Origin of the sequence: Achromobacter sp. Marseille-Q4962 (assembly GCF_943737005.1) — a bacterium.
Taxonomy (GTDB): Bacteria; Pseudomonadota; Gammaproteobacteria; order Burkholderiales; family Burkholderiaceae_B; genus Achromobacter.
Genome location: NZ_CALSFU010000009.1, coordinates 138284 through 164765, shown reverse-complemented (window position 1 = coordinate 164765; position 26482 = coordinate 138284). Strand labels below are relative to the sequence as shown.

The following is a 26482-nucleotide window of genomic DNA, read 5'->3' as shown; positions in this document are numbered from 1 at the left end:
CCGCGCCGAGGGTCAGGGCTGGGCGGAGGACGCGGCGGGGGCCGGCTGCGCCGAGCTGCCGGCAGACGGCGCAGCCGGCGTCTGCGTGGACGGCGGCCGCGCGGCCTCGCTGTCCGGGGCGGCCTGGCCGGGCTTGCCCGCGCCGCCGTCCGCCGGCGACGCGGCGGCCGGCGAGGACTGGGCCGAAGGCGCGCCCGGCGCCTTGGCGGGCGCGGGCTGCGCGCCCTGCCCCGGCTTGGCCGCCGCGCCGGCCGGCTGCGGATTCTGCGCGGGCGTGGTGCCCGACTCGATCGCGGCCTGCGCGGACGCCAGGTTCTGCGCCACCTGCTCGAAGAACCCGTCGTAGAACGCGCCGCGCGAGATGGTTTCGCTGGAGGTCTTGACCAGCGAATCGTCGCTGGCGCCCACTGGCATGGATACCGCGCCCAGCACGCTCAGGCCCACGCTGGCCGAATTGCTGGACTTCTTTATCGTGTACAGCTCGCGCAGCGCACTGGCGTAGACGACCGAGTCGCCGTTGCCGCTGGGCGCACAGTCCACGTTGAACAGGATCTGCGCATGCTGATTGCCGTTTTCCTTGTCCTGGTAGTTCTTGTGTCCGCTGACCCGGTTGGGCTCGGCCTTGTCGATGATGTACCCCTGCCCCAGCAGCGAACGCCGCCCGGCTTCGCAGGCCGCCTGGCTGGAGCCGGGGAAATTGCGGGAATAGGTGTTCCCCTGGGTGAAGGAATCGCGCTCGTCTATGGTCGGCGTGGCCGTGCAGGCCGCCAGCAGCGCGACGGCGCCGAGCAGGCCGGCGCGCGCCACGGGCAGCGCATGCCGGGAGGTGAGAAATCGGATAGGCGTGAAACGCATGGGGCGCGCCCCTGGCAATGACGAGCGTCCATTATTTCCCATTGCCGGGGCCGGGGCCTGAATCCAAGCGTATACAGGTCGCTATGTTTGTTACGGCGCGCCGCGCCGCCGCTGTCGTCCTGAAACGCTTTGTGGCGGCGTAAACGGATATGACGGCCGTGCGCCGCTGAATCCGGGCTGAAACGCCCGTCGCCCCTCATGCCGCGCCCCCGCGCTCGCTGCCCTGCCTGGCGCCGGCCACGAGCAGTCCGAGCGCCATCCATGCCGCGCCGCCCGCCAGGCCGACCGGGCCGCTGGAAACGAGCAGGACCAGCGCCATGAGAAAAGCCAGCGGCAGCAGGATGGCGGGAGCGGGCATCCGGAAGGCGGGCGCGGGCCCGGCGCTCTTGCGCAGCTTGGCCAGGACCAGCAGCGGCGGAATGAAATGCACGACGTACAGGAAGCCGCCTATGGCGGTGGAAATGCGCAGCGTGGCCGTCAAGGCCACCAGCGCCAGCAGGGCGCCGCTGAGCAGCACGGCGGCCCAGGGCGCTTGGGTCTGGGGGCTTACCCGCGCCAGGCCCGCCGGCAGCAGCCCGTCGCGCGCCATGGCAAAGCTGATGCGCGACGTCACCACCAGCACCGCGTTCGCGGTGGCGGCGGTCGTCAGCACGGCCACGCCGGCCACCAGGCGGCCGCCGATGCTTCCCATGAACGCCTGGGCCGCATCGGCCAGGGGCGCGGCGGACGCGCCGAGCAGGCGCCAATCCAGCGTGCCCAGCGCCGCGAACGCCACCAGCAGGTACACCACCAGCACGATGGCGAGCGTGAGCAGAATGGCCAGCGGCAGGTTTCTCTCCGGCCGCTCGATCTCTTCGCCCGCGGCCGCCACCATGTCGAAGCCGCCGAAGGCCAGGAAGGCGATGAGGGCGGCGGAGAGCATGCCGGACGCCCCATTGGGCATCCAGGGCGTGAACCGATGCGTCTGCACGGACGGCAGGCCGGCCAGTGCGAAGCCCAGCAGCCCGGCCAGGGCCACGCCGATCACCAGCACCTGCATCTGCCCCGAAAGCCTGACTCCGGCCGCGTTGACGGCAACGCAGGCCGCCACCAGCGCGATGGCGCCCCATGCCGGCGGCAGCCCGGTGAGCGATCCCAGGTAGCCGCCGAAGCCCAGCGTGACGTAGCCGCTGATGAACAGATAGGCGCCCCAGAACACCCAGCCCATCAGGAACCCCCATCGCCGCCCCAGCACTTCGCGGGCGAAGGCATAGCCGCCCCCGGATTCGGGATAGCGGCAGGCGAGTTCCGCATAGGGCAGCGCGATCAGCAGCGACGCGAGGAATGCCAGCGCGAAGGCCAGCAGGGCCGCCGGGCCGGCCAGCGCGGCCGTGTGCCCCACCAGAACGAATATGCCTCCGCCGATGGTGCCGCCGACACCCAGCGCGACGGCGGCGCGCAGCCCCAGGGCCCGATGCAGCCGGGCGCGGCCAGCTCCGGTTTCTTTCCTGTTCATCGCGGCGCTCACCCGTTCACCAGCCCGATGCGCACCCGGCGGTTGTGGCGTCCTTTGTTGTCGATCTTGAGGATGCGAACGGGGCGCGACGCGCCGGTTTCCGACAGATGGGTGCCGCCGCAGGCCTGGCGGTCCAGGCCCGCGATTTCCACGATGCGTATGCCGCCGTCTTCCGTGGGCGGCGGGGCCGCCGACTTGGAGCGGATCAGGCCGTGTTCGCCGCGCGCCGTCTCCAGCGGCACGTAAACGTCCCGCACAGGCAGGTTCTGCCGGATGGCGTCGTTGATGGGGCCTTCCAGGGCCCGCAGGCGGTCGTTGTCGGCCTGCGGCACGTCGAAGTCCATGCGCGCCGTGCCGTCCTCGTTCATCTGCACGCCGGTCACCAGCGCGCCATCGAAGGCCTGGAACACGAACGCGTTGAGGATGTGCGTGCCGGTGTGCAGCTCGCGCATCATCTGCCGGAAGCCGGGATCGACCTCCGCCCGCACCGCGCCGGCCAGTTCGAGCGCGGGGTCCGCCAGCAACGCCCAGATCCGCCCGCCGTCGGCTTCGAAGCCGGCAACGGCGACCTCTCCGCCCCGGTGCCGCAACATGCCGCGGTCGGGCAATTGTCCGCCGCCGCCGGGGTAGAAAGGCGATTCGGCCAGCAGGACGCGGCCGGGCCTGGCGTGCGCCACCTGGGTTTCGAGAACGAGGATGTCGGGATGTGCGTGATAGAACGCCGGTGGAGCCATGCGAGCTTCCTGGAATGTCGATACGGTGTCCGGGAAGTATCGGCAAAGGCCGGCGCCGCGTATTGGCAAAAATTGCGCCGAGAGGGGCGCCGCGAAAGACGCCGGAAAAGGTGACGCTATCTCAATGCGCCGCACCCCGCGCGGCCGCCGCCCGGGCGAACTGCAGCGGCGTGATCGCATAGCACCGCTTGAAATGCTTCGTCAGGGCGCTCTGGTCATAGAAGCCGGTGGCCGCCGCCACCTGCGCGATCGGCATGCCGAGCCGCAGGTAGCGGCAGGCCCGCCCCAGGCGGACTTGGGTCAGGTAGGCATGGGGCGTCAGGCCCAGGCAGCGCTTGAACAGTCCGATGAGCTGGAACGGCGTGAGCCCGGCGGCCGCGCTCAAGTCTTCCAGGCGCAGATCCTGGGCGTGACGGTCGTTGACGAAATCGGTCACGATGCGCAGCAGGGCCCGGTCGCGCGGCGGCGGATCGATGCGTCCGCCGCCGCTGCCGTGGCGCCGGTAAAGCTGCCCGAACGTGGAGAACAGCAGCTCCCGTTCGCGGAAAAGATCGTGCCCGTCTTCCAGCGCCCGGTGCAGCGTCAGGAAGCTGTCGATCAGATCCCGGTCGCCGAACATGTTGCGGGTGAAATACGGCACGTCCTCGATTCCCAGCCCCCGGGCCACGGCGTCGATCGCCGACTGCGTGAGATAGAACGAACGGTAGCGCCAGCGCTCGCTGGAACCCATCCATCCCGCGTGCGCCTCGACCGGATTGAAGACGAACAAGGTCGACGAACGCGCCTCTTCCACCACGCCTCGGCTCTTGATGACCGAGCCCCCCGTTTCCGTGACGGCGATGACGAAACCGTCGTGCGTGTGCGGCGGATACTCCTGCGTGGTGAAATCCGCGCACATGAGGCTGAGGCCGGGGGTGTGCCTGTCCCACCAGTACCGCGACAGGTTTTTCGTGTCGGTGCGCGCCATGGGTCGATTCCCGGATTCCGTTTCCGCCTACGCCCGCAGCAGGCGCAGCGTGGCCTCGTCGGGGCCCTCGGGATAATAGCGCCGCAGCGCCTCGCCGAACCGGGCCTCGTCCGGGGCGACGGCGCTGAACAGCGTCAGGCACGAGCGCAGTTTCAGGTCGTCGGGGGAGCCGAATATGGCGTGGGGGTCGGCGCCGTCCAGAGCCAGCAGCCGGTCCACGCATTCGCGCAGCCGGGGGCCGAGCACGGGATGCCCGAGGTAGGCGGCCGCCTCCTCGCGCGAGGCGATGCCGTAGTAGCGGGCCGTGGCGCTGTGCCCCAGGCCCTGGAGCTGCGGAAAGACGAACCACATCCAGTGGCTGGTCTTGCGGCCTTGGGCCAGTTCGGCCAGGACGTCGTCGTAGACCCGGTCCTGGGCATCGGCAAAGCGCTGGAGGTTGTAGGGGTCTGCGCTCATGGCACGCGCTCCCGTCGTCATGAATCGCGGCCCGCGCGGGCAGGCCGACAATGCCGTTATACCTCCGGCCGGGCGCCGCTGTCGTCTTCTCCGGAAGGCCCGGCCGCTGCGCCGGCTTGCCGCGCGGGCCGCCTTGGCGGCGGCCGGACGGCCGCCCGCCGCTCAATAGGTACTGCCCGGCGCCACGGCCTGCACGTCCTTGAACCGCGCGGCCAGGGCGCTGGTGGCCTGCACCAGCAGGCTGGTGTCCAGCCCCACGGCCACGAAGGCGCAGCCCATTTCCAGGTACTTGCGCGCCATGGCCTCGTTGGGCGTCAGGATGCCCGCCGCCTTGCCCGCCTTGCGCACGCGCGCGATGGCGTCGGCAATGGCGGCCTGCACGTCGGCATGGCCCGGGTCGCCCACGTGGCCCAGCGAGGCGGACAGGTCGGCCGGCCCGATGAACACGCCGTCCACGCCTTCGGTGGCGGCGATGGCGTCGAGATTGTCCAGCCCCGCGCGGGTTTCCACCTGCACCAGCACGCAGACCTGTTCGTTGGCTTCCAGGAAGTACCCGGGGCGGCGGCCCCACAGCGAGGCGCGCGCGCCCGCCATGCCGCGGATGCCGCCCTTGCCGTCGTTCTGCGGATAGCGGGCGGCGCGCACGATGCGGCCGGCCTGTTCCGCCGTGTCGACCATGGGAACGAGCAGCGTCTGCGCCCCGAGGTCCAGGTACTGCTTGATGAGCATTTCGCCGACTTCGCCGTGTCCCATGGGCACGCGCGCGATGGGATGGCTGGCCGGATACGCGGCGATCGACTGCAACTGCGACAGCAGGGTCAGGGTGTCGTTGGGGCCGTGTTCGCCATCGATGAGCAGCCAGTCGAAGCCGGCGCCGGCGCAGATCTCGGCGGTGTACGGGCTGCCCAGCCCGAGCCACAGGCCGATCTGCGGCTGGCCGGCGCGCAGGGCGGCCTTGAAGCGGTTGACGGGGGTCTGCATCGATACCTCGCGTGGAAAGATGTTCAGGAAAAGCGGAAACGCAGCACGCCCAGCGGGCCGTAGTCGGCTTCGAAGCCATCGCCCTGGCGCGCCGCCACGGGGCGAGTGAACGACCCGGCCAGGATGAGCTGGCCGGGCTGCAGGGTTTCGCCCCACGGCGCCAGCTTGTTGGCGAGCCAGGCCACGCCGATGGCGGGATGGCCCTGCACGCCCGCGGCCAGGCCGGTTTCCTCGACCACGCCGTTCTGGCGCAGCACCGCGCCGCACCAGGGCAGATCGAGGCCGGCGGGGTCCGCCCGCCTGCCGCCGACGACCACCCCGGCGTTGGCCGCATTGTCGCTGATCGTATCGTAGACCTTGCGCATGGCGCGCGTGTGGCGGTCGAACTGTTCGATACGGGCGTCGATGATCTCGATGGCCGGTGTCACGTAGTCGGTGGCGTCCAGCACGTCCTGCAGCGTGACCTCCCCGGCCCGGCCGGAACCGCCCAGCGGCGACTTCAGCACGAAAGCGAGCTCCACCTCCACGCGCGGCGCGATGAAGCGGGAAGCGGGAATGGCCAGTTCCTGGCCTTCCACGCAGGTAAAAAGCATGGAATCGAGCAGCGTGCCGAAATCGGGCTCGTCGATCTGGCTGGCCTGCTGCATGGCGCGCGAGGTCAGGCCGATCTTGTGGCCGATGATCTTGCGGCCGGCGGCGACCTGCATGCGCACCCAGGTCCGCGAAACGCGATAGCCGTCTTCGATGGTCATGCCGGGGTAGCGCTTGGAAAAATGCTCCACCTGCATGCGCGATTTCTCGCTGGCGTCGAGTTCCTGCGCGAGCTGGATCAGAAGTTCGTCGGAAAACATGGTCTGGATGCTCCAAGGCGCCGGCAAGGCCGGACGCGGGCGTCGCTAGCGGGAAAAAAGCGGATGCAGGGTGCTGTGCTTGCCGTCGTAAACCTGGCCGGGGCTTTCATCCACCTGCACGGTGAGGCCCAGGTGCCCGGCGGCGAAAACCGGCGCCAGGTGCTCGCGCGCGCAGGCCAGCAGCGCATCGCCCGCGGCCTGCCTGACCGCATCGGAGCGGCCCCGCCCCATGCGCAGGTTGACGTAGACGAAACCGTAATCGCCGTCGCCGCCCGCGGCCTTGCCGGCCGCGCCGCCGTCGGCCACGGCGTAGTGGGGGGCGGGATAGGCGTAGACGCGCGTGCCGCCCGTGGGAAAGACCTGGCTGCCGTCTTCGGCGCGCACCGCGAGCATGGCGTCGGCCAGCTTGCGGCACAAGCCGCCCATGTCGGCGCGGGCGTCCAGGTTGCCGGTGTAGAGGATGACGACGTGGGGCATGGCAGTCCTTGCGCAGCGTTTATCCGAGGGTGATGTGGGCCCGCTGGATGATGTCGGCGTACTTGGCGGTTTCGCTGGACACGAAGGCGGCGAACTGCTCCACGCTGCCCGATTGCTCCACGATGCCGCCCCTGGCGAACACTTCCCGCACGTTGGGCGCGGCCAGGGCCTGGTTAACCTCGGCATTGATGCGCCGGACGATGGCGTCCGGCGTGCCGGCGGGTGCGAGCAGGCCCTGCCAGGAGTTCGACTCGATGGGCGCGCCCTGCTCCGCCAGCGTGGGAATGCCGGGCGCGAAGCGCGAACGCTGCAGCGTGGCCATGCCCAGCGCGACCAGCTTGCCGCGCTCGACGTGCGCGCGGAACTCGGACCAGTTGCCGAACATCACGGACACCTGCCCGCCCAGCAGGTCGGTCAGCGCCGGGCCCTGGCCCTTGTACGGCACGTGCACCATGTCGATGCCGAGCTTCTGGCACAGCGCGGCCGCCGACAGGTGGGCCGAGGTGCCGTTGCCGAACGAGGCGTAGGTCAGCGTGCCCGGCTTGTCCGAGGCCGCCTTCTTCAGGTCGGCCAGGGTCTTGAGCCCGCTGTCCGGGTGGGTCGCCAGCACGTGCTCCGACAGGCCCATGAGCGCCACGGGGCGCAGGTCGCGCGCGGTGTCGTAGGGCAGGTTCTTCACCAGGGTCTTGTTGGCCGTGAAGCTGTTGGCCACGCACACCAGCGTGTAGCCGTCCGCGGGCTGCTTGGCGACGTAGTCCACGCCGATCACGGTGCCCGCGCCGGGCTTGTTCTCCACGATGACGGACACGCTCAGCTGCCTGGACAGCTCGCTGCCGATGAGGCGCGTCACCATGTCAGTGGTGCCGCCGGGCGGGAACGGCACCACGATGCGCACGGGCCTGGCGGGCCAGGCGCCCTGAGCGGCCCGCGCCAGGCCGCATGAGCAGGCCAGCGCGGCGGCGGCCGAAGCCTGCAGGAATTGACGACGTTGCATGGATGTCTCCTGGTTGTTCTCTTTGCCTTGGGCCGCCGTCTCAGGCGCCCCAGCGGGGAATGTGATGAGAGCCCAGCGACACGGCGACGTTCTTGGGCTCGCAGAAAACTTCATAGCTCCAGGTGCCGCCTTCGCGGCCCGTGCCCGATGCCTTGGTGCCGCCGAAGGGCTGGCGCAGGTCGCGCACGTTCTGGCTGTTGACGAAGCACATGCCGGCCTCGATGGCCGCGGCCACCCGGTGGCCGCGGCCGAGGTTCTCCGTCCAGACGTAGCTCGACAGGCCGTAGACGGTGTCGTTGGCCAGGCGCACGGCTTCTTCTTCGTCGCCGAACGGGATAATGCACGCCACGGGGCCGAAGATCTCGTCCTGGGCGATCCGCATGCGGTTGTCCACGTCGGCGAACACGGTGGGCAACACGTAGTTGCCCTTGCGCACGCGGGCCGGCAGCGGGGGCGTTTCCAGGCCGCCGCACAGCATGCTGGCGCCCTCTTTCCGGCCCAGCTCGATGTAGCGGCGCACCTTGGCCAGGTGATTGGCGCTGATCATGGGGCCGACGATGGTCTGCTCGTCCAGCGGGTCGCCCACGGCGATCTTGCGGGCGCGCTCCACGAAGCGCTCGACGAAGCGGGGATAGATGCCCTTCTGCACCAGGATGCGGCTGCCGGCCGTGCAGCGCTCGCCATTGTTGGAAAAGATCATGAAGACGGCGGCGTCCAGCGCGCGCTCGAAGTCGGCGTCGTCGAAGATCACGAACGGACTCTTGCCGCCCAGCTCCATGCTGAACTTCTTCAGGCCGGCCGCCTGCACGATGCGGTTGCCGGTGGCCGTCGAGCCGGTGAACGACACGGCGCGCACGTCGCGGTGCGCGACCAGCGGCTCGCCCGCATCCTTGCCGTAGCCATGCACCAGGTTGAGCACGCCGGCCGGAATGCCGGCCTCCAGCGCCAGCTCGCCCAGGCGCGCGGCCGACAGCGGCGAAAGCTCGCTCATCTTGAGCACCGCCGTGTTGCCGAAGGCCAGGCAGGGCGCGACCTTCCAGGTGGCCGTCATGAACGGCACATTCCAGGGCGAGATCAGCGCACACACGCCCACCGGATGGAACAGCGTGTAGTTCAGGTGGGTGGCGGTGGGATAGGTGTGGCCGTCCACCCGGGTGCACATCTCGGCGAAGTAGTAGAAGTTGTCGGCCGCGCGCGGCACGAGTTGCCTGCCGGTCTGGGCGATGACCTGTCCGCAGTCGTCGGTCTCGGTCTGCGCGATGTCGGGCGCATGGCGGGCGATCAGGTCGCCCAGCTTGCGTATGAGCCTGGCGCGCTCCGGCGCGGGCGTGCCGGCCCATTTGGGAAAGGCCGCGCGCGCCGCGGCCACGGCGGCGTCCACTTCGGCCGCTCCGCCCGCCGCGACCTCGGCCAGCACTTCCTGCGTGGCGGGATTGACGGTTTCGAAATAGTCCTGGCCGGCGACGGCCTTGCCGTCGATGAGATGGTCGATGCGCATGAAGGAATTCCGGATAAAGAGAGATGCCGCGCCGAGTCAGTGCGACGGCGGCGCGGGCGGTTCGCCGGCAATGGTATTGACCAGCCGGCCCACGCCCTCGACTTCCGTGACGATCTCGTCGCCCGCCTTGGAATCCGCCACGCCGACGGGCGTGCCGGTCAGGATCAGGTCGCCGGGGTTGAGCGTCATGAAACCCGACAGGTGCGCGATCAGCGCAGGAATGTCGTGCACCATGTCGCGCGTGTTGCCGTCCTGCTTCAGCTCGCCGTTGACCCAACTGCGCAGGCGCAGGTTCATGGGATCGGGAATGTCGGCCGCGTCCACGAACCACGGCCCCACTGGCGTGGCGCCGTCGCGGTTCTTCACGCGCAGGTTCGGCCGGTAGAAATTCTCGAGATAGTCGCGGATGGCGTAGTCGTTGGCCGCGCAGTAGCCCGCCACCACGTCGTAGGCCCGTTGGCGCGGCACGTTGCGGCACGTCTTGCCGATCACCACGCCCAGCTCGCATTCGAAGTGCATGTAGTCCACGTCGGCAGGACGCCAGGTCTTGCCGCGGTGCCCTTGCAGCGCGTTCGGCCCCTTGAGGAAGACGAGCGGTTCCTCGGGCGCCTTGTTGAAGGCGATTTCCTTGGCATGGTCGGCGTAGTTCAGCCCCAGCACGAAGACGGTGCCGAATTCCAGCGGAGGCAGCCACTGCGCCTCGGCCTCGTCCAGCAGGCGGCCGTCGGGCAGCCTCACCCGTCCGTCCGCGCCCTCCGTCACCTCGACGACCCGGCCCTCGTAGCGTATGCGTCCGTGTTTCATGCCTGCGCTCCTTCCTGCGCCGCGGCCGCCTCGGCCACGATGCGATGCGCCAGCCGGCCCAGGCCCGGCGCCTCGATCTCCACCAGGTCGCCCGGACGCGCCAGCGGCGAGCCCTCGCCCGGCCCCAGCAGCAGCACGTCGCCGCGCGAGAGCGTCATGAACGCCGTTACGTCGGCAATCAGTTGCGCGGCCGGCCTCACCAGTCCGGCAAAACCGCGCCGCCAGGCGGGCCGGCCGTTGATCGAAACCTGCAGCGTGGCGGACGCGATGTCGTAGCCGTCGCCCGGCGCGTATGGCCCGCTCATGGGGCAGAAGCCGTCGCGGCAACGCTGGCGGATCGCGGGGCGGAAATAATTGTCGTGCGGCAAGGTGATGTCGCTGGCCAGCACGAAACCCGCCACGTGGGCCATGGCGTCGCGTACCTCCACGCGCGTGGCGGGCGCGCCGATGAGCAGGCCGATGGTGGCATCGAGCCGGACCGCCCCGGGTTCGGCGGGAATCGCCACGGCGGCGCCGTCGCGCGCATAGGTGTTGCGCGGCTTGATGTACAGCACCGGCGCCCTGGGCGCGGCCTTGTAGGGAGGCGCGTCAAACTGCGGCGCCAGCCGCCGCACGGTGGCGGCGTCGTTAAGCAGCACGCCGTACACCGTGCCCAGGGGCTGCCCGTCGTCGAGAAGAAAGGGTTGCGGTTTCATGATGGATATTTAGTTAACATGATAATTATTATCCGGCCGACCACCCCCGTCAATCGAACGGCCCGCAGGGTTTTCCCGCAACGGCAGGGCAAAAACAAACAGGCCCCGCGGGGCCTGTTTGAATGGTGCATGGACGAAAACGCGCGAACAGCGCATGGGGATCCGTTCCCCGCCATGGCGCGCCGGCGTCCCGCTATGGCTCGGCCGCAGCGGGACGCGCTTCGGACAGGCGCCTAGGCCTGGCGATTGCCGAACAGGCTGGACAGCGAGCCCAGCAGTTCCGCGGGGTTGAAACCCTGCTGGCCTTCCTGGACCTGCCCCGAGGGCGTGGCCTGGTCCACCAGTTGCGGCAGCAATTGCGACAGCGTAGCCAGCACCGAATCCTGGTCCTGCCCGGTCTTGGCGGCCAGCTCGTCCACCATGCCAGGCTCCAGCACCTGGCCGAGCTGGCCGGGGCTGACCGGCTGGTTCTGCCCGGTGCCGACCCAGGAAGCCACGATTTCGCCCAGGCCGCCCTTCTGGAAGCTGGCGATCAGGCCGGACAGGCCGCCCGGGTATTTGTTCAGCAGTTCGATCAGGGCGGGCAGCAGCGCGGCGGCGGCCAGCCCGCCCGCGGCTCCGCCCTGGCGCTGGCCGCCGCCAGCCATCGAAGCCAGATCATCCAATAGACTCATCGCCGTACTCCCGGGAAAAAAATCGGAAAACCAGTATAGGTCAGCGCGGCCCGCATGGCCGCGCGCCGGGCCCCGGCCTTACAAACCTTAGCGATTTGCCCCGGCCTCGCCTTCCAGCCTCGGCTTCCAGTCTTCGACCTCGCCCAGGCGCGCGCGCTTCTCGAACAGCGCCCGCCAGTTGGGGGACAGTTCCGGCAGGGCCGCCAGCGTCCGCAGGATGCCGGCATCGAGCACCCGCCGGTTGAGAATGTCCTGCACGCGCGCCAGCGTCCATTGCGGGTGCGGGCGCGCCTGCAGCGCCAGCGTGTCGCCGGGCGACAGCCAGCCCGGCTCCAGCACCCGGTAGTACCAGCCCGTCATGCCGCTGGCCTGCACCCGCGCCGACATGCCGGGCGCGCCGAAGCGGTGGTTGAGCTTCCAGCACGGCTGGCGCGCCTGCGACACCTGGATGAGCGCGCCGCCGGCGCGGAATATGTCGCCCACGCAGACGTCCGCTTCCGTCATGCCGACGGTGGACAGGTTTTCGCCGAACGCGCCGGGCGCCGCCAGCACGGGCAGCTCGCCCAGCTCGCCGCGCCAGCGCGCGTAGTGCTCGCGGGCGTAATGGTGCAGGGCCTTTTCCGGGCCGCCGTGGTGGCGCCGGTCGGCCTGCTCGTCGCCGTCCAACCCTTCCAGCCCGAGCCGGAGGCGGCCGGGCGCGGGCTGCTTGCCGATGGCGCTGGTCTTGCCGGAATCGCCCAGCGGGCGCACCGGGCCGGTCAGCAGCGCGTCGATGACGATGGGTTCCATGGGCATGGGGGTCAGGCGGCCGGGGCGGTCAGCGCAGCCAGCTCGGCCTCGTCGAAGCCCGCCGCGCGGCGCGCCTCCAGGTTGAAGGGGCCGCGCAGGCGCGGCGCGCCATAGCGCTGCGCAAGCTCGGCATAGCAGGCCACCGGGTCGGCGCCGGCCTGCGCGCACAGGTGCCGGTACCAGCGGTTGCCGATGGCGACGTGACCGATCTCGTCGCGCAGGATGATGTCCAGGATGGCCGCGCTTTCGGCGTCGCCCGCCCCCGCCAGCTTGTCGCGGATGAGCGGCGAGGCATCCAGTCCGCGCGCTTCCAGGGTGCGCGGCACCAGCGCCAGCCGCGCCAGCAGGTCGCCGCGGGTTTTCTCGGCCATTTCCCAGAGCCCGTTATGCGCGGGAAAGTCGCCGTAGGCGTATCCCAGCGCGGCCAGGCGCCGGTTGAGCAGGTCGAAATGGTGGGCTTCCTCGCGCGCCACGCGCAGCCAGTCCCGGTAGAACGCCTCGGGCATGCCGGAAAAGCGCCAGACGATGTCCAACGCCAGGTTCACGGCATTGAACTCGATGTGGGCCAGCGCGTGCAGCAGGGCCGCCCGCCCTTCCACCGTGGCCATGGACCGCTGTTTCACCTGGGCCGGCGACACCAGCTCGGGACGCGCCGGGCGTCCCGGCAGCGGCGCGGCGGCGGCGAGTTCTCGCGCGGCGTCCACCCTGGCGTCGTCGGCGATGGCGCGCACCGCGGCCAGCTTGTCCGGCCATGGCCCGGCCGCGAGCGCGGCCAGCGCCCGTTCGCGCAGGCACGTCGCCTGGCCGCCGGCCCCGGCCGGCACGGAAAAACGGCTATGCATGATGAGGTTTCCAGAAACAGAGGGGCCCGGTACACCTCGCGGGCCGCCCGCGGCGCGCGCCCTCGGGCTGCGTCGCCAGCACAGACTTTATCATTCACGCATGGACTCCTCCCCGCGCCTGACCCTGGAAACCGACCTGCGCCGCATCGACGCCCGCGCCTGGGACGCGCTGGCGGGCGACCAGCCCTTTCTCAAGCATGCGTTCCTGTGCGCGCTGCACGACACGGGCTGCGCCTCGCCGCGCAGCGGCTGGTCGCCGCACTACCTGGCGCTGTGGCGCGGCGACACCCTGGCGGCCGCCTGCCCCCTCTACCTGAAATCGCATTCGCGCGGCGAGTACGTGTTCGACTACGCCTGGGCGGACGCCTTCGAGCGCCACGGGTTGCGCTATTACCCCAAGCTGCTGTGCGCGGTGCCCTTCACGCCGGTGACGGGGCCCCGCCTGCTGGCCGCCTCGGACGCCGACCGCCTGCGCCTGGCGCATGCCATGGCCGCCTTCGCCGAAGAGACGGGCGTGTCCTCGCTGCACGTGCTGTTTCCCGCCGAGGCCGACCGGCTCGCGCTGGAAAGCGCCGGGTTCCTGCTGCGCGAAAGCGTGCAGTTCCATTGGCGCAACGCGGGCTACGCCGACCTGGACGCCTTCCTGGCCGCCATGAGCCACGACAAGCGCAAGAAGATCCGGCAGGACCGCAAGAAAGTGGCGGCCGCCGGCCTCGCGTTCCGCTGGCTGCGCGGCGCGCAGATCGGACCGGCCGAGCTGGACTTTTTCTATGCCTGCTACCAGGGCACCTATTTCAACCACGGCAACCCGCCCTACCTCAGCCGCGAATTCTTCGCCCGCGCCTTCCGCGCGGACCCCGACGCCTTCGTGCTGATCCTGGCCTGCCGGGGCGAGCAGCCCGTGGCGGCAGCCCTGAACCTCGCCGGCGGCGACGCGCTGTATGGACGCTACTGGGGCGCCGCCGAGTACGTGCCCGGCCTGCACTTCGAAACCTGCTACCTGCAGTCCATCGCCTATTGCATCGCGCACGGCCTGGCGCGCTTCGAGGGCGGCGCGCAAGGCGAGCACAAGATGGCGCGCGGCCTGCTGCCCACGCCTACCTGGTCGGCGCACTGGATCGCCGACCGGCGCTTCGCCGCCGCGATCGAAGACTTCCTGGAACGGGAAACCGCTGCCGTGGCCGGCTACCTGGGCGAGCTGGAAGCGCACACGCCCTTCAAGCGGCGCGCAGGCTGAAGCTTCAAAGAAAGCGGTCCAGCAGCTTGCGGCTGTGGCGGTCCAGCGAAAGCGCGTCGCGGATCAGGTAGAAAATGCCGTGGCTGTCGGCGATGAGCAGCGTCTGCCCGTGCAGGCGCCGGATGTCTTCCTCGCCGCGCAGCGTGAAAGACGTGGAGCCCCTGTCGGTTTCCACGTCCCAGACGCTGGGCGTGGCGTAGGTGGACACGCTGACCAGCCGCTGGATCACCGGCATGAACTCGCGGGCGGCAAGCTCTTCCTCGATGAGGTCGCGCGCCGGGGCGGGCAGGTCGGCCAGGCGGTCGATCCAGAGCAGTTCGCGCCCTTCGGACGACACCAGGGACAGGCCGTGATCGGCGTCGCTGATGGGAAATGCGCGCACCGGGACCACGCCGTCGTACGTCTGTCCGTCGGCGGACTCGAACACGAGCCGCCCGAAGGCGTTGCGGCGCAGTTGGAATGCGGGAAGCGTCATGGCGGTTTCCGTTGTTGCGTCCTGGGGCGGTCAGGTCGGCGGGGCGTCAGGCCACGGCGGCCACGTCTTCGCCGCCCGCGGAGGCAGCGGCCTCGGCGTCGGCCTCCGCCTGCCGCGCCTGCGCCTGGTAGAGCCGGTAGTAGGCGCCTTCGCGCGCCATGAGTTCCTCGTGCGGCCCCTCTTCCACCACCTGCCCGCGGTCAAGCACGACCAGCCGGTCGGCCTTGCGCAGCGTGCTCAGGCGGTGGGCGATGGCGATCGTGGTGCGGCCGCGCACGAGATTGTCCAGGGCTTTCTGGATCTCTTTCTCGGTGGTGGTGTCCACCGAGGAGGTGGCCTCGTCCAGGATAAGGATGCGGGGGTCGATGAGCAGCGCCCGCGCGATGGAAATGCGCTGCCGCTCGCCGCCGGACAGGGCCTGTCCGCGCTCGCCGACCAGCGAATCGTAGCCGTGCGGCAGGCGCAGGATGAATTCGTGCGCATGGGCCGCGCGCGCCGCGGCGATGATCTCCTCGCGCGTGGCCTCGGGCCGGCCGTAGGCGATGTTCTCGGCGATGGTGCCGAAGAACAGGAACGGCTCCTGCAGCACCAGTCCGATGTGGCGGCGGTACTCCGCCACCCGCAGGCTGCGGATGTCCGCTCCGTCGACCAGCACCGCGCCTTCCGACACGTCGTAGAAGCGGCAGATCAGGTTGATGAGGGTGCTCTTGCCCGATCCGCTGTGCCCCACCAGGCCGATCATTTCGCCGGGCGCGATGTCCAGGTTCAGCCCGCGGATGACCTGCCGGTTGCCGTAGCGGAATCCCACGTCGCGCAGCTCGATGCGCCCGTGCAGGTGCGACAGGCTGGCCGGACGCTGGGGTTCGGGCACGCTGGACACGTGGTCCAGGATGTCGAAGATGCGCTTGGCGCCCGCCGCCGCTTTCTGCGTGACCGACACGATGCGGCTCATGGAATCCAGGCGCGTGTAGAAGCGCCCGATGTAGGCCAGGAAGGCCGCCAGCACGCCCACCGTGATCTGGTGCTGCGACACCTGCCAGATGCCGAAGATCCACACCACCAGCAGGCCGATCTCGGTCAGCAGCGTCACCGTGGGCGAGAACAGCGACCACACCGTATTGACGCGGTCGTTCACTTCCAGGTTGCGGTTGTTGGCCTCGCGAAAGCGCTGCACTTCGCGCTTTTCCTGGGCGAAGGCCTTGACCACGCGGATGCCCGGGATGGTGTCGGCCAGCACATTGGTGATTTCCGACCAGATGCGGTCGACCTTCTCGAATCCATGGCGCAAGCGGTCGCGCACCGAATGGATCATCCAGATGATGAAAGGCAGCGGCACCAGCGTGACCAGCGCCAGCCACGGATTGATGGACACCAGGATCACCGCGGTCATGGCGATCATGAGCACATCGGTGGCGAAATCCAGCAAGTGCAACGACAGGAACACGCAGATCCGGTCGGTTTCGCTGCCGATGCGGGATATCAGGTCGCCCGTGCGCTTGCCGCCGAAATACTCCAGCGATAGCTGCTGCAGGTGCTCGTAGGTGGTGGTGCGCAGGTCGGCGCCGATGCGTTCGCTGACCCAGGCCAGGATGTAGGTGCGCGCCCAGCCCAGTCCCCACGCCAGGAACGCCGAGGCCAGCAGCCCGCCCAGGTAGAGCCGCACTTTGCCGTATTCGATGGGCGCGCCGTTCTGGAACGGGATGAGCACGTCGTCCATGAGCGGCATGGTCAGGTAGGGCGGCACCAGGGTCGCGGCCGTGCCCAGCAGGGTCAGCAGGAAACCGGCCAGCAGCGGCATGCGGTACGGCCGGGCGAAGCGCCACAGCCGCAGCAGCGCCCAGGTCGAGGGCGGCGCGGCGGATTCCCGGGAGCAGTTGGGGCAGTCGTCCCGCCCTTCCGGAATGGCGCCGCCGCAGGTGGGACACAGACGCGGCGCCGCCTCAAGGCGCTGGCCGGACAGGTGCAGCGCCTGCTGCGCCTCGAACCGGCCCAGCAGCCGCAGCGCGGCCGGATTGCGCGCCAGCGTGAAGCGCCAGGCGGCCAGGCGCTCCTGGTCGTCGTGCAGTTCGAGCTGCGCCGCGCCCGCGTGGTCGGTCAGGGACAGGGCGAGCTGGGCGCCATAGGGCCAGCATTGCCAGCCCGTGCCGTCGGGGCTGCGCGCCAGCAGCCGGCGATCGGTCGCCGCCACGAAACCCGCGCGGAACTTTAGCCTGCCGTCGAGGTCTGTCTCAAGCCAGGCCAGCAGAATTTCGCCCGGCTCCAACTGGGCGCTGAGCTCGCCGCCCCACGGCGCGGGTACCGCATCGGCAGAGCCGGAAAACTGGTGTGTTTTTTTCATTGGAACGCTGGGTGAACCGCGCCTGGATCCTCGGGACGGCAACGATTTTCGCCGCCCCGGACGCCCGGGAAACCCCGCGGCCGAAAAGCTGTGATTTCCTTACAACACAGCGATTCTCGCCTCGCAAGGCGGCGTATAGTATCAGCCGATTTTTCTTATTAGGAATATCCGGGATCCCCCACTCGTTGGCATCCTTTTTCCAAGGCGCAGCTCCACGCGATCCGCGATCAGGCAACAGGGGCGTCCGCGCGTGCCAACGTGCTTTTCACGTAAATTAAAACATGAAAAAGAAAGACATTGAATTTCTCGATGTCGTGGCTTTGCGCGGCCCGAACATTTGGACCTATCGCCCCGTGCTCGAAGCCTGGGTGGATATCGGAGAGCTGGAAGACTACCCTTCCAACACCATTCCCGGCTTCTACGAACGGCTCACCGCCTGGCTGCCGACCCTGATCGAGCACCGCTGCAGCCCGGGCGTGCGCGGCGGATTCCTGCAGCGCCTGAAAGAAGGCACCTGGCCGGGCCATATCCTGGAACACGTCACGCTGGAGCTGCAGAACCTGGCCGGCCTTCCCGGCGGCTTCGGCAAGGCGCGCGAAACCTCTACGCGCGGCGTCTACAAGGTGGTGGTGCGCGCCTGGCAGGAACAGGTCACCCGCACCGCCCTGCAGGAAGCGCGGAACCTGGTCATGGCCGCCATCGAAGACCGGCCCTTCGACGTCGAGGCCGCCGTGGCGCGGCTGCGCGGGCTCGTGGACCGGCACTGCCTGGGCCCCAGCACGGCCTGCATCGTCGACGCCGCCGACGACCGCGACATTCCCTATATCCGGCTGTTCGAGGGCAACCTGGTGCAGTTCGGCTACGGGTCGCGCCAGCGCCGCATCTGGACCGCGGAAACCGATCGCACCAGCGCCATCGCCGAAGGTATTTCGCGCGACAAGGATCTCACCAAGGAACTGCTGGCGACCTGCGGCGTGCCGGTGCCGGAAGGCCGTCTGGTCGAAAACGAGGACGACGCCTGGGAAGCCGCGCAGGACATCGGCCTGCCGGTGGTGATCAAACCTTACGACGGCAACCACGGCCGGGGCGTATTCACCAACCTGCTCACGCGCGAGGAAATCGTCTCGGCCTACCGGGTCGCCGTGGAAGAAGGCAGCGGCGTCATCGTCGAACGCTTCGTGCCCGGCAACGAGCACCGGCTGCTGGTCGTGGGCGACCGCATGGTGGCCGCCGCGGCCGGCGAGCCCGCCTGGGTCACCGGCGACGGCGTATCCACCGTGGAAGAGCTGATCGACCTGCAGCTCAACACCGACCCGCGCCGCGGCCGCACGGAAAACCATCCGCTCAACCCGGTCCGCCTGGATTCGGCCGCCACCCTCGAGATCGCGCGCCAGGGCCTCGCCGCGGACAGCGTGCCCGCGCAGGGGCAGCGCGTGCTGGTGCAGCGCTCGGGCAATGTGGCCTTCGACGTGACCGACCGCGTGCATCCCGACGTGGCCGCTGCCGTGACCCTGGCCGCCCGCGTGGTGGGCCTGGACATCGCGGGCGTGGACCTGGTGGCCGAGGACATCTCGCGCCCGCTCGAGGAACAGCGCGGCGCCATCGTGGAGGTCAACGCCGGGCCGGGCCTGCTCATGCACCTCAAGCCCGCCGACGGCAAGCCGCGCCCCGTGGGCCGCGCCATCGTGGACCATCTTTTTCCCGCGGGCGAAGACGGCCGCATACCTATCGTGGGCGTCACCGGCACCAACGGCAAGACCGTGGTCGCGCGCCTGGTGGCGCGGCTGCTGCACCTGTCGGGCAAGCGCACGGGGCTGGCCTGCAGCGAAGGACTCTATCTCGACCGCCGCCTGGTGCAGAAAGGCGACCGGGCCGACTTCGACTCGGCCACGCGCCTGCTCGTGAACCGCAACGTGGACGCGGCCGTCATCGAGAACGACAGCGGCGTCATCCTGGGCCAGGGCCTGGCCTACGACCGCTGCCACGTCGGTGTGGTAACCAACATCGACGACGCGGACCACCTGGGCGATTTCGACGTCAACGACGCCGAGCGCATGTTCAACGTATTCCGCACGCAGGTCGATGTGGTGCTGCCCACGGGCGCGGCCGTGCTCAATGCGCGCGACCCGCGCGTGGTGGAAATGGCCGAACTCTGCGATGGCAGCGTCATCTTCTTCGGCATTTCGCCCGACCTGCCTGCCATCGACGGGCACCGCGGCCAGGGCGGCCGCGCCGTCTTCGTGCGCGACGGCGGCATCGTGCTCGCCCAGGGCGGCGCCGAGGAACGGCTGGCCGACGTGGCTTCCATCCCCCTCACCCATGGCGGGCGCGTGGCGTTCCAGGTGGAGAACGTGCTGGCCGCCGTGGGCGCGGCCTGGGCGCTCGACATCCCGGTTCCGCTGATCCGCGCGGGCATCGAGACTTTCGACATCGACCAGGCGGACGCACCCTGGCAGTTCACCTTGTTCGAGCGCGGCAACGGCACCGTCGTGGTGGACGACGTGCACAACAGTTCGGCGCTGCGCGCCCTCATCGACGCCATCGGGCAGTTCCCGGCCGCGCGCCGCACGGCGGTCTATTCCGCCGGCGCGGACCGCCGCGACGAAGAACTGCTGGCCCAGGGCAGGCTGCTGGGCCAGTCGTTCGACCAGGTCGTGCTCTACGACGACGCCACGGTGCGCAGCCGCAGGCCGGCGGGCGAAGCCCGCGCCCTGCTGCGCCGGGGCGCGGAGCAAGGCGGCCGCGCCAGCGCCATCGTCGACGAGCCCGACCACGCGCGGGCCATCGAGGCCACGCTGGGCGCCATGCAGCCGGGCGATTTCGTCCTGCTGCAGTCGGACGAGGCATTCTCCGGCCCCACCATCGACCTGGTCCGCCGCTGGATCCAGCAACACTGACCATTTTCCGCGCGCCGGCCCGCCGGGCGGCGCATGCTAGACAGGAAATCCTGCCATGGAAGTTTCTCGTATCCGGGCGCTGCGCGGCCCGAATCTCTGGAGCAAGAACACGGCCATCGAGGCCATCGTGTCCTGCGCCGACGCCGAATGCTCCATCGAAAACCTGCCCGATTTCGAGCCCCGGCTGCGCGCGCGCCTGCCGCAGACCGGCGTGCTGCGGCCCGATGGCCACCAGGGCGCGGTGTCCATCGCGCACGTGCTGCAGATCGTGGCGCTGACCCTGCAGGCCTACGCCGGCTGCCCCGTCACCTTCGGCCGCACCGCGGCTACGGTCGAGCCCGGCGTGTTCCAGGTCGTGGTCGAATACAGCGAGGAAGAAGTGGGCCGCCTGGCCATGGACCTGGCCTGCGAACTGGTGCGGGCCGCCCTGGACGATACGCCCTTCGATCTGGCCGGCGCGCTCAAGCGCCTGCGCGAGCTGGACGAAGACGTGCGCCTGGGGCCCAGCACGGGCGCCATCGTCCATGCCGCCGTGGCCCGCAACATCCCCTACCGCCGGCTCACGCAGGGCAGCATGGTGCAGTTCGGCTGGGGCAGCAAGCAGCGCCGCATCCAGGCCGCCGAAACCGATCTCACCAGCGCCATTTCCGAGTCCATCGCCCAGGATAAGGAACTCACCAAAATGCTGCTGGAAGCGGCGGGCGTGCCCGTGCCGCGCGGCCGCTCGGTAGGCTCGGCCGAAGAAGCCTGGGAAGCCGCCCAGGAGCTGGGCGGCCCCGTGGTCGTCAAGCCGCGCGACGGCAGCCAGGGCCGCGGCGTAGCCGTGAACATCGAAACGCGCGAGCGCGTGGTCCAGGCTTTCGAGGCCGCCGCGGAGATCAGCTCCGAAGTCATCGTGGAGCGCTACATTCCCGGCCACGACTTCCGCCTGCTGGTGGTGGGCGACACGCTGGTGGCGGCGTCGCGCCGCGATCCGCCGCAGGTTACCGGAGACGGCCGCCACACCATCCGCGAGCTGGTGGAACAGGTCAATGCCGACCCGCTGCGCGGCGACGGCCACGCCACGTCGCTCACCAAGATCCGTTTCGACGACATCGCGCTGGCCACGCTCAGGAAACAGGGCTACGAGGCCGACTCGGTGCCACCGCCCGGCACGCTGGTGTTCCTGCGCAACAACGCCAACCTGAGCACCGGCGGTTCGGCCACCGACGTAACCGACGAGGTGCATCCCGAGCTGGCGGCGCGCGCCGTGGCCGCCGCCCGCATGATCGGGCTGGACATCTGCGGCGTGGACGTGGTGGCCGAGAGCGTGCACCTTCCGCTGGAAGAGCAGCATGGCGGCGTGGTCGAAGTGAACGCCGCGCCCGGCCTGCGCATGCACCTGAACCCCTCGTTCGGCAAGGGCCGCGCCGTGGGCGAGGCCATCATCGCCAACATGTATGCCGACGGCGAGGACGGCCGCATCCCGGTCGTGGCGGTGGCCGGCACCAACGGCAAGACCACCACCGTGCGCCTGACGGCGCACCTGCTGGCCACGGCCGGCAACCGCGTGGGCATGACCAACTCCGACGGCGTCTACATCGCGGGACGGCGCATCGATACCGGCGACTGCAGCGGCCCGCGCAGCGCCCGCAGCGTGCTCATGCATCCCGACGTGGACGCGGCGGTGTTCGAGACCGCGCGCGGCGGCATCCTGCGCGAAGGCCTGGCCTTCGACCGCTGCAACGTCGCCGTCGTCACCAACATCGGCATGGGCGACCACCTGGGCCTGGGCTACATCAGCACGGTCGAGGACCTGGCCGTGGTCAAGCGCGTCATCGTGCAGCACGTGCAGCCTTCGGGCGCGGCGGTGCTCAACGCCGCCGACCCCATCGTGGCCGACATGGCCGCGAGCTGCCCCGGTTCCGTCATCTACTTCGCCGAAGACCGCCACCACCCCGTCATGACCACGCATCACGCGCAGGGCCAGCGCGTGGTGTACCGCGACGGCGACGCCATTGTGGCGGCGCAGGGCGCCGCGCAAGAGCGCTTCCCGCTGGCGGCCATTCCGCTCACCCGCAACGGCAGCATCGCGTTCCAGGTGGAGAACGCCATGGCTTCCGTGGCTGCCGCCTGGGCGCTGGGCCTGGACTGGACAGTGATCCGCCAGGGGCTCGCCACCTTCGTGAACGACGCGCAGACGGCGCCGGGAAGGTTCAACGTGTTCGACTACCGCGGAGCCACCGTCATCGCCGACTACGGCCACAACCCCGACGCCATCCTGGCGCTGGTGCGCGCCGTGGACGCCATGCCGGCGCAACGGCGTTCCGTGGTGATCAGCGGAGCGGGCGACCGCCGCGACGAAGACATCCGCATGCAGACGGAAATCCTGGGCGAGGCGTTCGACGACGTGGTGCTGTACCAGGACCAGTGCCAGCGCGGCCGCGCCGACGGCGAGGTGCTGGCCCTGCTGCGCCAGGGCCTGGCGCACGCCAGCCGCACGCGGCGCATCGATGAGATCCACGGCGAATTCCTCGCCATCGACACCGCCCTGGAACGGCTCGCCCCGGGCGACCTGTGCCTGGTGCTGGTGGACCAGGTGGAAGAGGCGCTGGCGCACATCGCGCGCCGCATCCAGGAAGGCTGAGGCCGCAGCCGGATCGGTCAGGCCGGGCCCTGCCCCGGCCTCAGCTGCACGGCCCCAGGCCCACGTCGCGCACCCCGGCCTGATACCTGTCGGTGACGTGGGCGCATCCGGCTGCCAGCGTCGCCGCCCCCGCGAGAACCATCGCACACAACAGCCGCTTCATGTTTTCTCCTTGTGATGGATAGGCGCGCGGGCCCATATCCGGTTACCTGCCCCGTTCAAAGCGGGACAAGAGATTGCCTAAATGTAACTCCCCATGGAGCCGCCCCGGTGCGCTGCGCCCGTGGCAAAACCCCGGGCAACGGGCCGCCAGCCCCGTTACATTTTTCCACAGCCCCGTTTGACACCCCTCGAAGCCCGCTCGTACCTTGGAATCAAGCTGATCAGCGCAGATTCACCCCGAGCGGCGCGCCGATCGTCGGCCACGAAAGGACGCGCCGCCACGACAACAGAGAGGTCACTATGAACAACGACATCATCGCTGGGAAGTGGAAACAGTTGGCCGGCAAGGCGAAGGCGGCCTGGGGCGAACTGACCGACGACGAACTGACCCGCACCGAAGGCAATGCCGAGCGCCTCGCGGGACTCATCCAGGAACGCTACGGCAAGACCCGCGAAGAGGCGGAAAAGGAAGTCCGCGATTTCTTCGACCGCAATCCCTGATCCGGCGCAGGCTTCCGATTCTCGTTCAATACCGGGAGGACCGACATGTTGCACTACGCCGTAGTTTTCTTCGTGATTGCGATCATCGCCGCGGTGCTGGGCTTCGGCGGCATCGCCGCCGGCGCTGCGGGCATCGCGAAGATCCTGTTCTTCATCTTCCTGGTCCTGGCGCTGCTGTCCATCCTGGGCGGCGCCTTCAGGAAGAAATAGATCCCACGGCCAGTCCCCGACTCATGGCGCCTGCGCGCGCCGCCCCCTGTCAAGAAGGAGCACGACTATGGAACTTCGCAAGCTGATCGCCGCCGCCGCTCTCGGCACGGGCGCGGCCTTCTCCTGCATCGCGCTTGCCGCCGACGACGGCAAGCCCAAGCAGTCCGTGGGCGAGTATGCGTCCGATGCCGCCATCACCACCAAGGTCAAGGCCGCGTTCGTGGCGGACAAGCAGCTGAGCGCGCTGGACATCGCGGTGGAAACCAACAATGGCGTCACCACCCTGACCGGCACCGTCGGCACCGCCGCCGAGGCCGACCATGCGGCCCAAGTGACGCGCGCGATCGAAGGCGTCAAGCAGGTCAAGAACGACATCAAGGTCGACCCCGCGAAGGCCAAGAAGTCGTAGTGGCCCCGCCCGGCCCATTGCCGGGTTGCCCATGCTTGGCCCGCGCTGCGCGCGGGCTTTTTTTGTCGCCGGGCCGTCCCAAGACAAAAACGCCCCCCCCGGGGGGCAGCAAGCCCGCGCAGCGGGCGCGGCGTGGGGGCTCTTGTTCTCTTCTCTTGTTATCGCCGGCGCTACAACGTCACCGTGCCGCGCCCGATCTGCAGCGCCGCGCCGCCGACGCGGATGCGGCCGTCCGCCCCCACGTCCAGCCGCAACCGGCACGGCCGGCCTTTCTGGTCGCCTTGCCGCACCAGCACGCTGGCGGGCGTCGGGCGGCCCGTGTGCAGCAGCCATCCACCCAGGTTGGCGCATGCCGAGCCCGTGCCGGCGTCTTCCTCCAGCCCGCCGCCCGGCTTGCCATAGAAATAGCGCGCCGTCGCCAGGCGCCGGCCGTCCGGGCCCGTCCCGGGTTCCAGCGCGAACACATACGCGATGCGGCGGCCCAGGCTGTTCGGCTGCCACTGTTCCAGCCGCGCCGCGTCGGGGCGGGCGCGGCGCACGGCATCGGCGTCCTGGACCGGCACCAGCAACTGATCCGCGCCGGTGTCCACCCAAAGGGGCGCATCGAGCAGATCGGATTCCCGCAATCCCAGCAGCGCGGCGATCTCCCCGGCGCTGTGCTGCGGCGGCGCGGTGCGCACGCCGTCCGGGCAAGGCGCGGTGAAAGTCCAGCCTCCGTCTTCGGCCACGAGCGGCACGATGCCCGCCTGGAACTCCACGTCCAACCGGGCGCCGGCCCCAAGCAGCTCGCTCAGCACCTGCGCGGTGCCGATGGCGGGATGGCCGGCGAAGCGCATCTCGTGGCCGGGCGTGAAAATGCGCACGCGGGCCTGGGCCCGGGACGAGGGCAGGATGAAGGTGGTTTCCGACAGATTGAACTGCGCGGCGAGGTTGAGCATGGTGGCGTCGTCCATGCCGCGCGCATCTTCGAATACGCAAAGCGCGTTGCCGCCGAAGGTGGACGGGGCGAAGACGTTGAGAAGGCGGAATGCGTAAGAGGCCATGGCGCGAAAGACGTGAAGGAACGCCTGCTCGAAGAGGAACGCCTACTTTACCGCGCCCGGCCGGCGCGCCTCACCACACCGCGAAGAACAGCACCCACGACAGGCAGAACGGCGCCAGCCCCGCCGCGAGCACCAGCCAGGCCGCCGCCTTGCGCGCCTTGCCGACGGGCCGCGGCGCGAGCAGGCGGGCGTAGAGCCTGAGCGTCCAGAGCACGGCCAGCGTCAGCAGGGTGAAACGCACCGGACCGGCCCAGGCGGCCTGCACGCCTTCGTGCTTGAGCAGGTTCACGGTCGTGGCCGACAGGCCCAGGAACACGCCGATGCCCGCGCTGGGAATAAGCGCCTGGGCCAGCTTGTGCAGGCCGGGCCGGCCCATGCGGGTGACGTGGCCATTGGCCGGCGGGGCGGCCGGGGCGATGCGGTCGGCCACCCACAGCGACAGATAGGTCATGCCGCCCACACAGGCCATGGCGCCGAACACGAAAGCCAGGATGCCCGCGCCGTCCAGCCAGGAAAAGCTGTCGTTCACCTCGGGATAATGCGTCAGGATGAACCAGGGCGCGTTGTCCTGCAGCGGCCACATGATGTCGTGCTCCACCAGCCAGGTCGCCGCCCATTGCTTGAGCGCGACGAACCAGGGGCTGGCGCTCCAGAGGAACGCGCCGATGGCGATGCCCATGAGGCCGAAGCACAGCAGCGCCGTCTGCCAGGGCTCGCCGTCGGCCACGTGTACGATTTCCTCTTCGGGCGAGCGCGGCGTCAAGGCGATGGCGCCGCGGTAGCCGCTGCAGCGGCCGCAGACGTGGCATTCGCCGGCGCCCTTCATGTGCCGCAGCGGCACGAGCGGCGCGCAGTTCACGGGCTGGATGCGGATGACAGGATGGCGCCACGCCTCTTCGTTCACCTTGAAATGCCAGGGCGCGAGCTTGGCCAGCAGGTTGAACACGCCGTTCACGGGACACAGGTATTTGCACCACACCCGCTTGCTGCGGCCGTAGCGCCAACCCACGATCATGGCCGCCACGGTGGAGCCGCCCAGCACGGCCAGCACGGCCAGGGGATACTGGTAGACGCTGACGAGCTGGCCATAGATGGTGGTCAGCGCGAACGCGACGAACGGCCAGCCGCCCCAGCGCATCCATTTCGGAATCGCGTGGCCCTGGCCGTGCTCGCTGGCCCACTCGGTCAGCATGCCCTCGGGACAGAGCCAGCCGCACCATGCCCGGCCGAGTATCGGCATGGACACCAGCACGAAGGGCCACCAGATGCCCCAGAAGGCGAACTGGGCCACGATGGTGAGGTTGTTGAAAACCGATGCCGCGTTGCCGGGCAGCGGCATCATCGCCGGCACGATCAGAAGAAATGCGTATATCGCGACAATGCCCCACTGCAGCTTGCGCAACAGGGGGGCATGGTCGCGGAGGAAATCGGCGATACGGGAGGTTGCCCTCCCGAGTGCTGCTGCCATGTTC

26 protein-coding genes are annotated in these 26482 nt (G+C 69.5%); 6 read left to right on the top strand and 20 right to left on the bottom strand.

What is annotated here, in order from left to right; genetic code table 11:
* Positions 1–12: 12 nt before the first annotated feature.
* The 15 genes from NGJ44_RS10135 to NGJ44_RS10065 form a co-directional block, all read right to left on the bottom strand.
* Entirely contained in the window at positions 13–855 is an 843-nt protein-coding gene (locus NGJ44_RS10135; RefSeq protein WP_251863839.1) for a DUF2242 domain-containing protein, read from the bottom strand.
* A gap of 196 nt (positions 856–1051) precedes the next feature.
* Positions 1052–2350 (bottom strand): APC family permease, encoded by a 1299-nt coding sequence (locus NGJ44_RS10130; protein WP_251863838.1) that lies wholly within the window; start codon positions 2348–2350, stop codon positions 1052–1054.
* A gap of 8 nt (positions 2351–2358) precedes the next feature.
* Complete coding sequence (locus tag NGJ44_RS10125) at positions 2359–3084, bottom strand: alanyl-tRNA editing protein (protein WP_251863837.1); 726 nt, start codon at positions 3082–3084, stop codon at positions 2359–2361.
* A gap of 121 nt (positions 3085–3205) precedes the next feature.
* A complete protein-coding gene (locus NGJ44_RS10120) occupies positions 3206–4051 on the bottom strand; it encodes a helix-turn-helix transcriptional regulator (RefSeq protein ID WP_082308187.1) in 846 nt (281 codons plus the stop codon).
* Positions 4052–4078: 27 nt separating this feature from the next.
* Positions 4079–4507: a DUF1810 domain-containing protein gene (locus tag NGJ44_RS10115; RefSeq protein ID WP_053243750.1), complete on the bottom strand. Its 429-nt coding sequence runs from the start codon at positions 4505–4507 to the stop codon at positions 4079–4081.
* A gap of 162 nt (positions 4508–4669) precedes the next feature.
* Entirely contained in the window at positions 4670–5488 is an 819-nt protein-coding gene (locus NGJ44_RS10110) for an aldolase/citrate lyase family protein (RefSeq protein WP_251863836.1), read from the bottom strand.
* Between the two features lie 23 nt (positions 5489–5511).
* On the bottom strand, positions 5512–6339 hold the full coding sequence (gene hpaH, locus NGJ44_RS10105; RefSeq protein ID WP_053246279.1) for a 2-oxo-hept-4-ene-1,7-dioate hydratase: 828 nt from the start codon (positions 6337–6339) through the stop codon (positions 5512–5514).
* A gap of 45 nt (positions 6340–6384) precedes the next feature.
* A complete protein-coding gene (locus NGJ44_RS10100) occupies positions 6385–6816 on the bottom strand; it encodes a 5-carboxymethyl-2-hydroxymuconate Delta-isomerase (RefSeq protein WP_053246445.1) in 432 nt (143 codons plus the stop codon).
* Between the two features lie 19 nt (positions 6817–6835).
* Complete coding sequence (locus tag NGJ44_RS10095) at positions 6836–7810, bottom strand: tripartite tricarboxylate transporter substrate binding protein (protein WP_251863835.1); 975 nt, start codon at positions 7808–7810, stop codon at positions 6836–6838.
* Positions 7811–7850: 40 nt separating this feature from the next.
* Positions 7851–9308 carry a 5-carboxymethyl-2-hydroxymuconate semialdehyde dehydrogenase gene (hpaE, locus tag NGJ44_RS10090; protein WP_251863834.1) on the bottom strand — a complete coding sequence of 486 codons (1458 nt, stop codon included), beginning with the start codon at positions 9306–9308 and terminating at the stop codon, positions 7851–7853.
* 36 nt (positions 9309–9344) lie between these two features.
* Entirely contained in the window at positions 9345–10112 is a 768-nt protein-coding gene (locus NGJ44_RS10085) for a fumarylacetoacetate hydrolase family protein (RefSeq protein ID WP_053246277.1), read from the bottom strand.
* The gene (locus tag NGJ44_RS10080) at positions 10109–10807 is read right to left on the bottom strand and encodes a fumarylacetoacetate hydrolase family protein (RefSeq protein WP_251863833.1); all 699 of its coding nucleotides are present in this window, start codon (positions 10805–10807) and stop codon (positions 10109–10111) included. The genes NGJ44_RS10085 and NGJ44_RS10080 overlap by 4 nt, the downstream gene beginning before the upstream one ends.
* Before the next feature lie 233 nt (positions 10808–11040).
* Positions 11041–11481 carry a YidB family protein gene (locus NGJ44_RS10075; protein WP_251863832.1) on the bottom strand — a complete coding sequence of 147 codons (441 nt, stop codon included), beginning with the start codon at positions 11479–11481 and terminating at the stop codon, positions 11041–11043.
* Between the two features lie 87 nt (positions 11482–11568).
* Positions 11569–12270 carry an MOSC domain-containing protein gene (locus NGJ44_RS10070; RefSeq protein WP_251863851.1) on the bottom strand — a complete coding sequence of 234 codons (702 nt, stop codon included), beginning with the start codon at positions 12268–12270 and terminating at the stop codon, positions 11569–11571.
* An 11-nt stretch (positions 12271–12281) separates the two neighbouring features.
* Positions 12282–13112 (bottom strand): ferritin-like domain-containing protein, encoded by an 831-nt coding sequence (locus NGJ44_RS10065; protein ID WP_251863831.1) that lies wholly within the window; start codon positions 13110–13112, stop codon positions 12282–12284.
* A gap of 100 nt (positions 13113–13212) precedes the next feature.
* Between NGJ44_RS10065 and NGJ44_RS10060 the strand changes: the two genes are divergently transcribed.
* Positions 13213–14349: a GNAT family N-acetyltransferase gene (locus tag NGJ44_RS10060; protein WP_251863830.1), complete on the top strand. Its 1137-nt coding sequence runs from the start codon at positions 13213–13215 to the stop codon at positions 14347–14349.
* A 4-nt stretch (positions 14350–14353) separates the two neighbouring features.
* On the opposite strand, the gene NGJ44_RS10055 is transcribed toward NGJ44_RS10060, so the two are convergent.
* Positions 14354–14824: a cyanophycin metabolism-associated DUF1854 family protein gene (locus NGJ44_RS10055; RefSeq protein ID WP_053244712.1), complete on the bottom strand. Its 471-nt coding sequence runs from the start codon at positions 14822–14824 to the stop codon at positions 14354–14356.
* A 46-nt stretch (positions 14825–14870) separates the two neighbouring features.
* A complete protein-coding gene (locus NGJ44_RS10050; RefSeq protein ID WP_251863829.1) occupies positions 14871–17162 on the bottom strand; it encodes a cyanophycin metabolism-associated ABC transporter in 2292 nt (763 codons plus the stop codon).
* Between the two features lie 281 nt (positions 17163–17443).
* Between NGJ44_RS10050 and cphA (NGJ44_RS10045) the strand changes: the two genes are divergently transcribed.
* Positions 17444–20059, top strand: coding sequence for a cyanophycin synthetase (cphA, locus tag NGJ44_RS10045; protein ID WP_251863828.1), 2616 nt, complete (start codon positions 17444–17446; stop codon positions 20057–20059).
* Between the two features lie 55 nt (positions 20060–20114).
* A complete protein-coding gene (gene cphA / locus NGJ44_RS10040; protein WP_251863827.1) occupies positions 20115–22685 on the top strand; it encodes a cyanophycin synthetase in 2571 nt (856 codons plus the stop codon).
* Positions 22686–22725: 40 nt separating this feature from the next.
* Here the strand turns inward: cphA (NGJ44_RS10040) and NGJ44_RS23110 are convergent, their stop codons facing one another.
* Positions 22726–22848: a hypothetical protein gene (locus NGJ44_RS23110; protein WP_255352199.1), complete on the bottom strand. Its 123-nt coding sequence runs from the start codon at positions 22846–22848 to the stop codon at positions 22726–22728.
* 299 nt (positions 22849–23147) lie between these two features.
* Between NGJ44_RS23110 and NGJ44_RS10035 the strand changes: the two genes are divergently transcribed.
* The 3 genes from NGJ44_RS10035 (at position 23148) to NGJ44_RS10025 (ending at position 23967) form a co-directional block, all read left to right on the top strand.
* A complete protein-coding gene (locus NGJ44_RS10035) occupies positions 23148–23348 on the top strand; it encodes a CsbD family protein (protein WP_053244715.1) in 201 nt (66 codons plus the stop codon).
* 45 nt (positions 23349–23393) lie between these two features.
* Positions 23394–23558 carry a DUF1328 domain-containing protein gene (locus NGJ44_RS10030; RefSeq protein ID WP_082308306.1) on the top strand — a complete coding sequence of 55 codons (165 nt, stop codon included), beginning with the start codon at positions 23394–23396 and terminating at the stop codon, positions 23556–23558.
* 67 nt (positions 23559–23625) lie between these two features.
* Complete coding sequence (locus tag NGJ44_RS10025) at positions 23626–23967, top strand: BON domain-containing protein (RefSeq protein WP_053244716.1); 342 nt, start codon at positions 23626–23628, stop codon at positions 23965–23967.
* A 170-nt stretch (positions 23968–24137) separates the two neighbouring features.
* Here the strand turns inward: NGJ44_RS10025 and NGJ44_RS10020 are convergent, their stop codons facing one another.
* Positions 24138–25010 (bottom strand): PhzF family phenazine biosynthesis protein, encoded by an 873-nt coding sequence (locus tag NGJ44_RS10020; protein ID WP_251863826.1) that lies wholly within the window; start codon positions 25008–25010, stop codon positions 24138–24140.
* Positions 25011–25080: 70 nt separating this feature from the next.
* Positions 25081–26478 carry a 4Fe-4S binding protein gene (locus NGJ44_RS10015; protein ID WP_053244718.1) on the bottom strand — a complete coding sequence of 466 codons (1398 nt, stop codon included), beginning with the start codon at positions 26476–26478 and terminating at the stop codon, positions 25081–25083.
* Positions 26479–26482: the final 4 nt, after the last annotated feature.

Coding starts and splice junctions, on each gene's coding strand:
- NGJ44_RS10035 (WP_053244715.1), top strand. CDS start 23,148: ATGAACAACGACATCATCGCTGGGAAGTGGAAACAGTTGGCCGGCAAG.
- NGJ44_RS10060 (WP_251863830.1), top strand. CDS start 13,213: ATGGACTCCTCCCCGCGCCTGACCCTGGAAACCGACCTGCGCCGCATC.
- NGJ44_RS23110 (WP_255352199.1), bottom strand. CDS start 22,848: ATGAAGCGGCTGTTGTGTGCGATGGTTCTCGCGGGGGCGGCGACGCTG.
- hpaH (WP_053246279.1), bottom strand. CDS start 6,339: ATGTTTTCCGACGAACTTCTGATCCAGCTCGCGCAGGAACTCGACGCC.
- NGJ44_RS10050 (WP_251863829.1), bottom strand. CDS start 17,162: ATGAAAAAAACACACCAGTTTTCCGGCTCTGCCGATGCGGTACCCGCG.
- NGJ44_RS10135 (WP_251863839.1), bottom strand. CDS start 855: ATGCGTTTCACGCCTATCCGATTTCTCACCTCCCGGCATGCGCTGCCC.
- cphA (WP_251863828.1), top strand. CDS start 17,444: ATGAAAAAGAAAGACATTGAATTTCTCGATGTCGTGGCTTTGCGCGGC.
- NGJ44_RS10030 (WP_082308306.1), top strand. CDS start 23,394: ATGTTGCACTACGCCGTAGTTTTCTTCGTGATTGCGATCATCGCCGCG.
- NGJ44_RS10100 (WP_053246445.1), bottom strand. CDS start 6,816: ATGCCCCACGTCGTCATCCTCTACACCGGCAACCTGGACGCCCGCGCC.
- NGJ44_RS10070 (WP_251863851.1), bottom strand. CDS start 12,270: ATGGAACCCATCGTCATCGACGCGCTGCTGACCGGCCCGGTGCGCCCG.
- NGJ44_RS10085 (WP_053246277.1), bottom strand. CDS start 10,112: ATGAAACACGGACGCATACGCTACGAGGGCCGGGTCGTCGAGGTGACG.
- NGJ44_RS10120 (WP_082308187.1), bottom strand. CDS start 4,051: ATGGCGCGCACCGACACGAAAAACCTGTCGCGGTACTGGTGGGACAGG.
- NGJ44_RS10055 (WP_053244712.1), bottom strand. CDS start 14,824: ATGACGCTTCCCGCATTCCAACTGCGCCGCAACGCCTTCGGGCGGCTC.
- NGJ44_RS10065 (WP_251863831.1), bottom strand. CDS start 13,112: ATGCATAGCCGTTTTTCCGTGCCGGCCGGGGCCGGCGGCCAGGCGACG.
- hpaE (WP_251863834.1), bottom strand. CDS start 9,308: ATGCGCATCGACCATCTCATCGACGGCAAGGCCGTCGCCGGCCAGGAC.
- NGJ44_RS10110 (WP_251863836.1), bottom strand. CDS start 5,488: ATGCAGACCCCCGTCAACCGCTTCAAGGCCGCCCTGCGCGCCGGCCAG.
- NGJ44_RS10080 (WP_251863833.1), bottom strand. CDS start 10,807: ATGAAACCGCAACCCTTTCTTCTCGACGACGGGCAGCCCCTGGGCACG.
- NGJ44_RS10125 (WP_251863837.1), bottom strand. CDS start 3,084: ATGGCTCCACCGGCGTTCTATCACGCACATCCCGACATCCTCGTTCTC.
- cphA (WP_251863827.1), top strand. CDS start 20,115: ATGGAAGTTTCTCGTATCCGGGCGCTGCGCGGCCCGAATCTCTGGAGC.
- NGJ44_RS10075 (WP_251863832.1), bottom strand. CDS start 11,481: ATGAGTCTATTGGATGATCTGGCTTCGATGGCTGGCGGCGGCCAGCGC.
- NGJ44_RS10015 (WP_053244718.1), bottom strand. CDS start 26,478: ATGGCAGCAGCACTCGGGAGGGCAACCTCCCGTATCGCCGATTTCCTC.
- NGJ44_RS10025 (WP_053244716.1), top strand. CDS start 23,626: ATGGAACTTCGCAAGCTGATCGCCGCCGCCGCTCTCGGCACGGGCGCG.
- NGJ44_RS10115 (WP_053243750.1), bottom strand. CDS start 4,507: ATGAGCGCAGACCCCTACAACCTCCAGCGCTTTGCCGATGCCCAGGAC.
- NGJ44_RS10130 (WP_251863838.1), bottom strand. CDS start 2,350: ATGAACAGGAAAGAAACCGGAGCTGGCCGCGCCCGGCTGCATCGGGCC.
- NGJ44_RS10095 (WP_251863835.1), bottom strand. CDS start 7,810: ATGCAACGTCGTCAATTCCTGCAGGCTTCGGCCGCCGCCGCGCTGGCC.
- NGJ44_RS10020 (WP_251863826.1), bottom strand. CDS start 25,010: ATGGCCTCTTACGCATTCCGCCTTCTCAACGTCTTCGCCCCGTCCACC.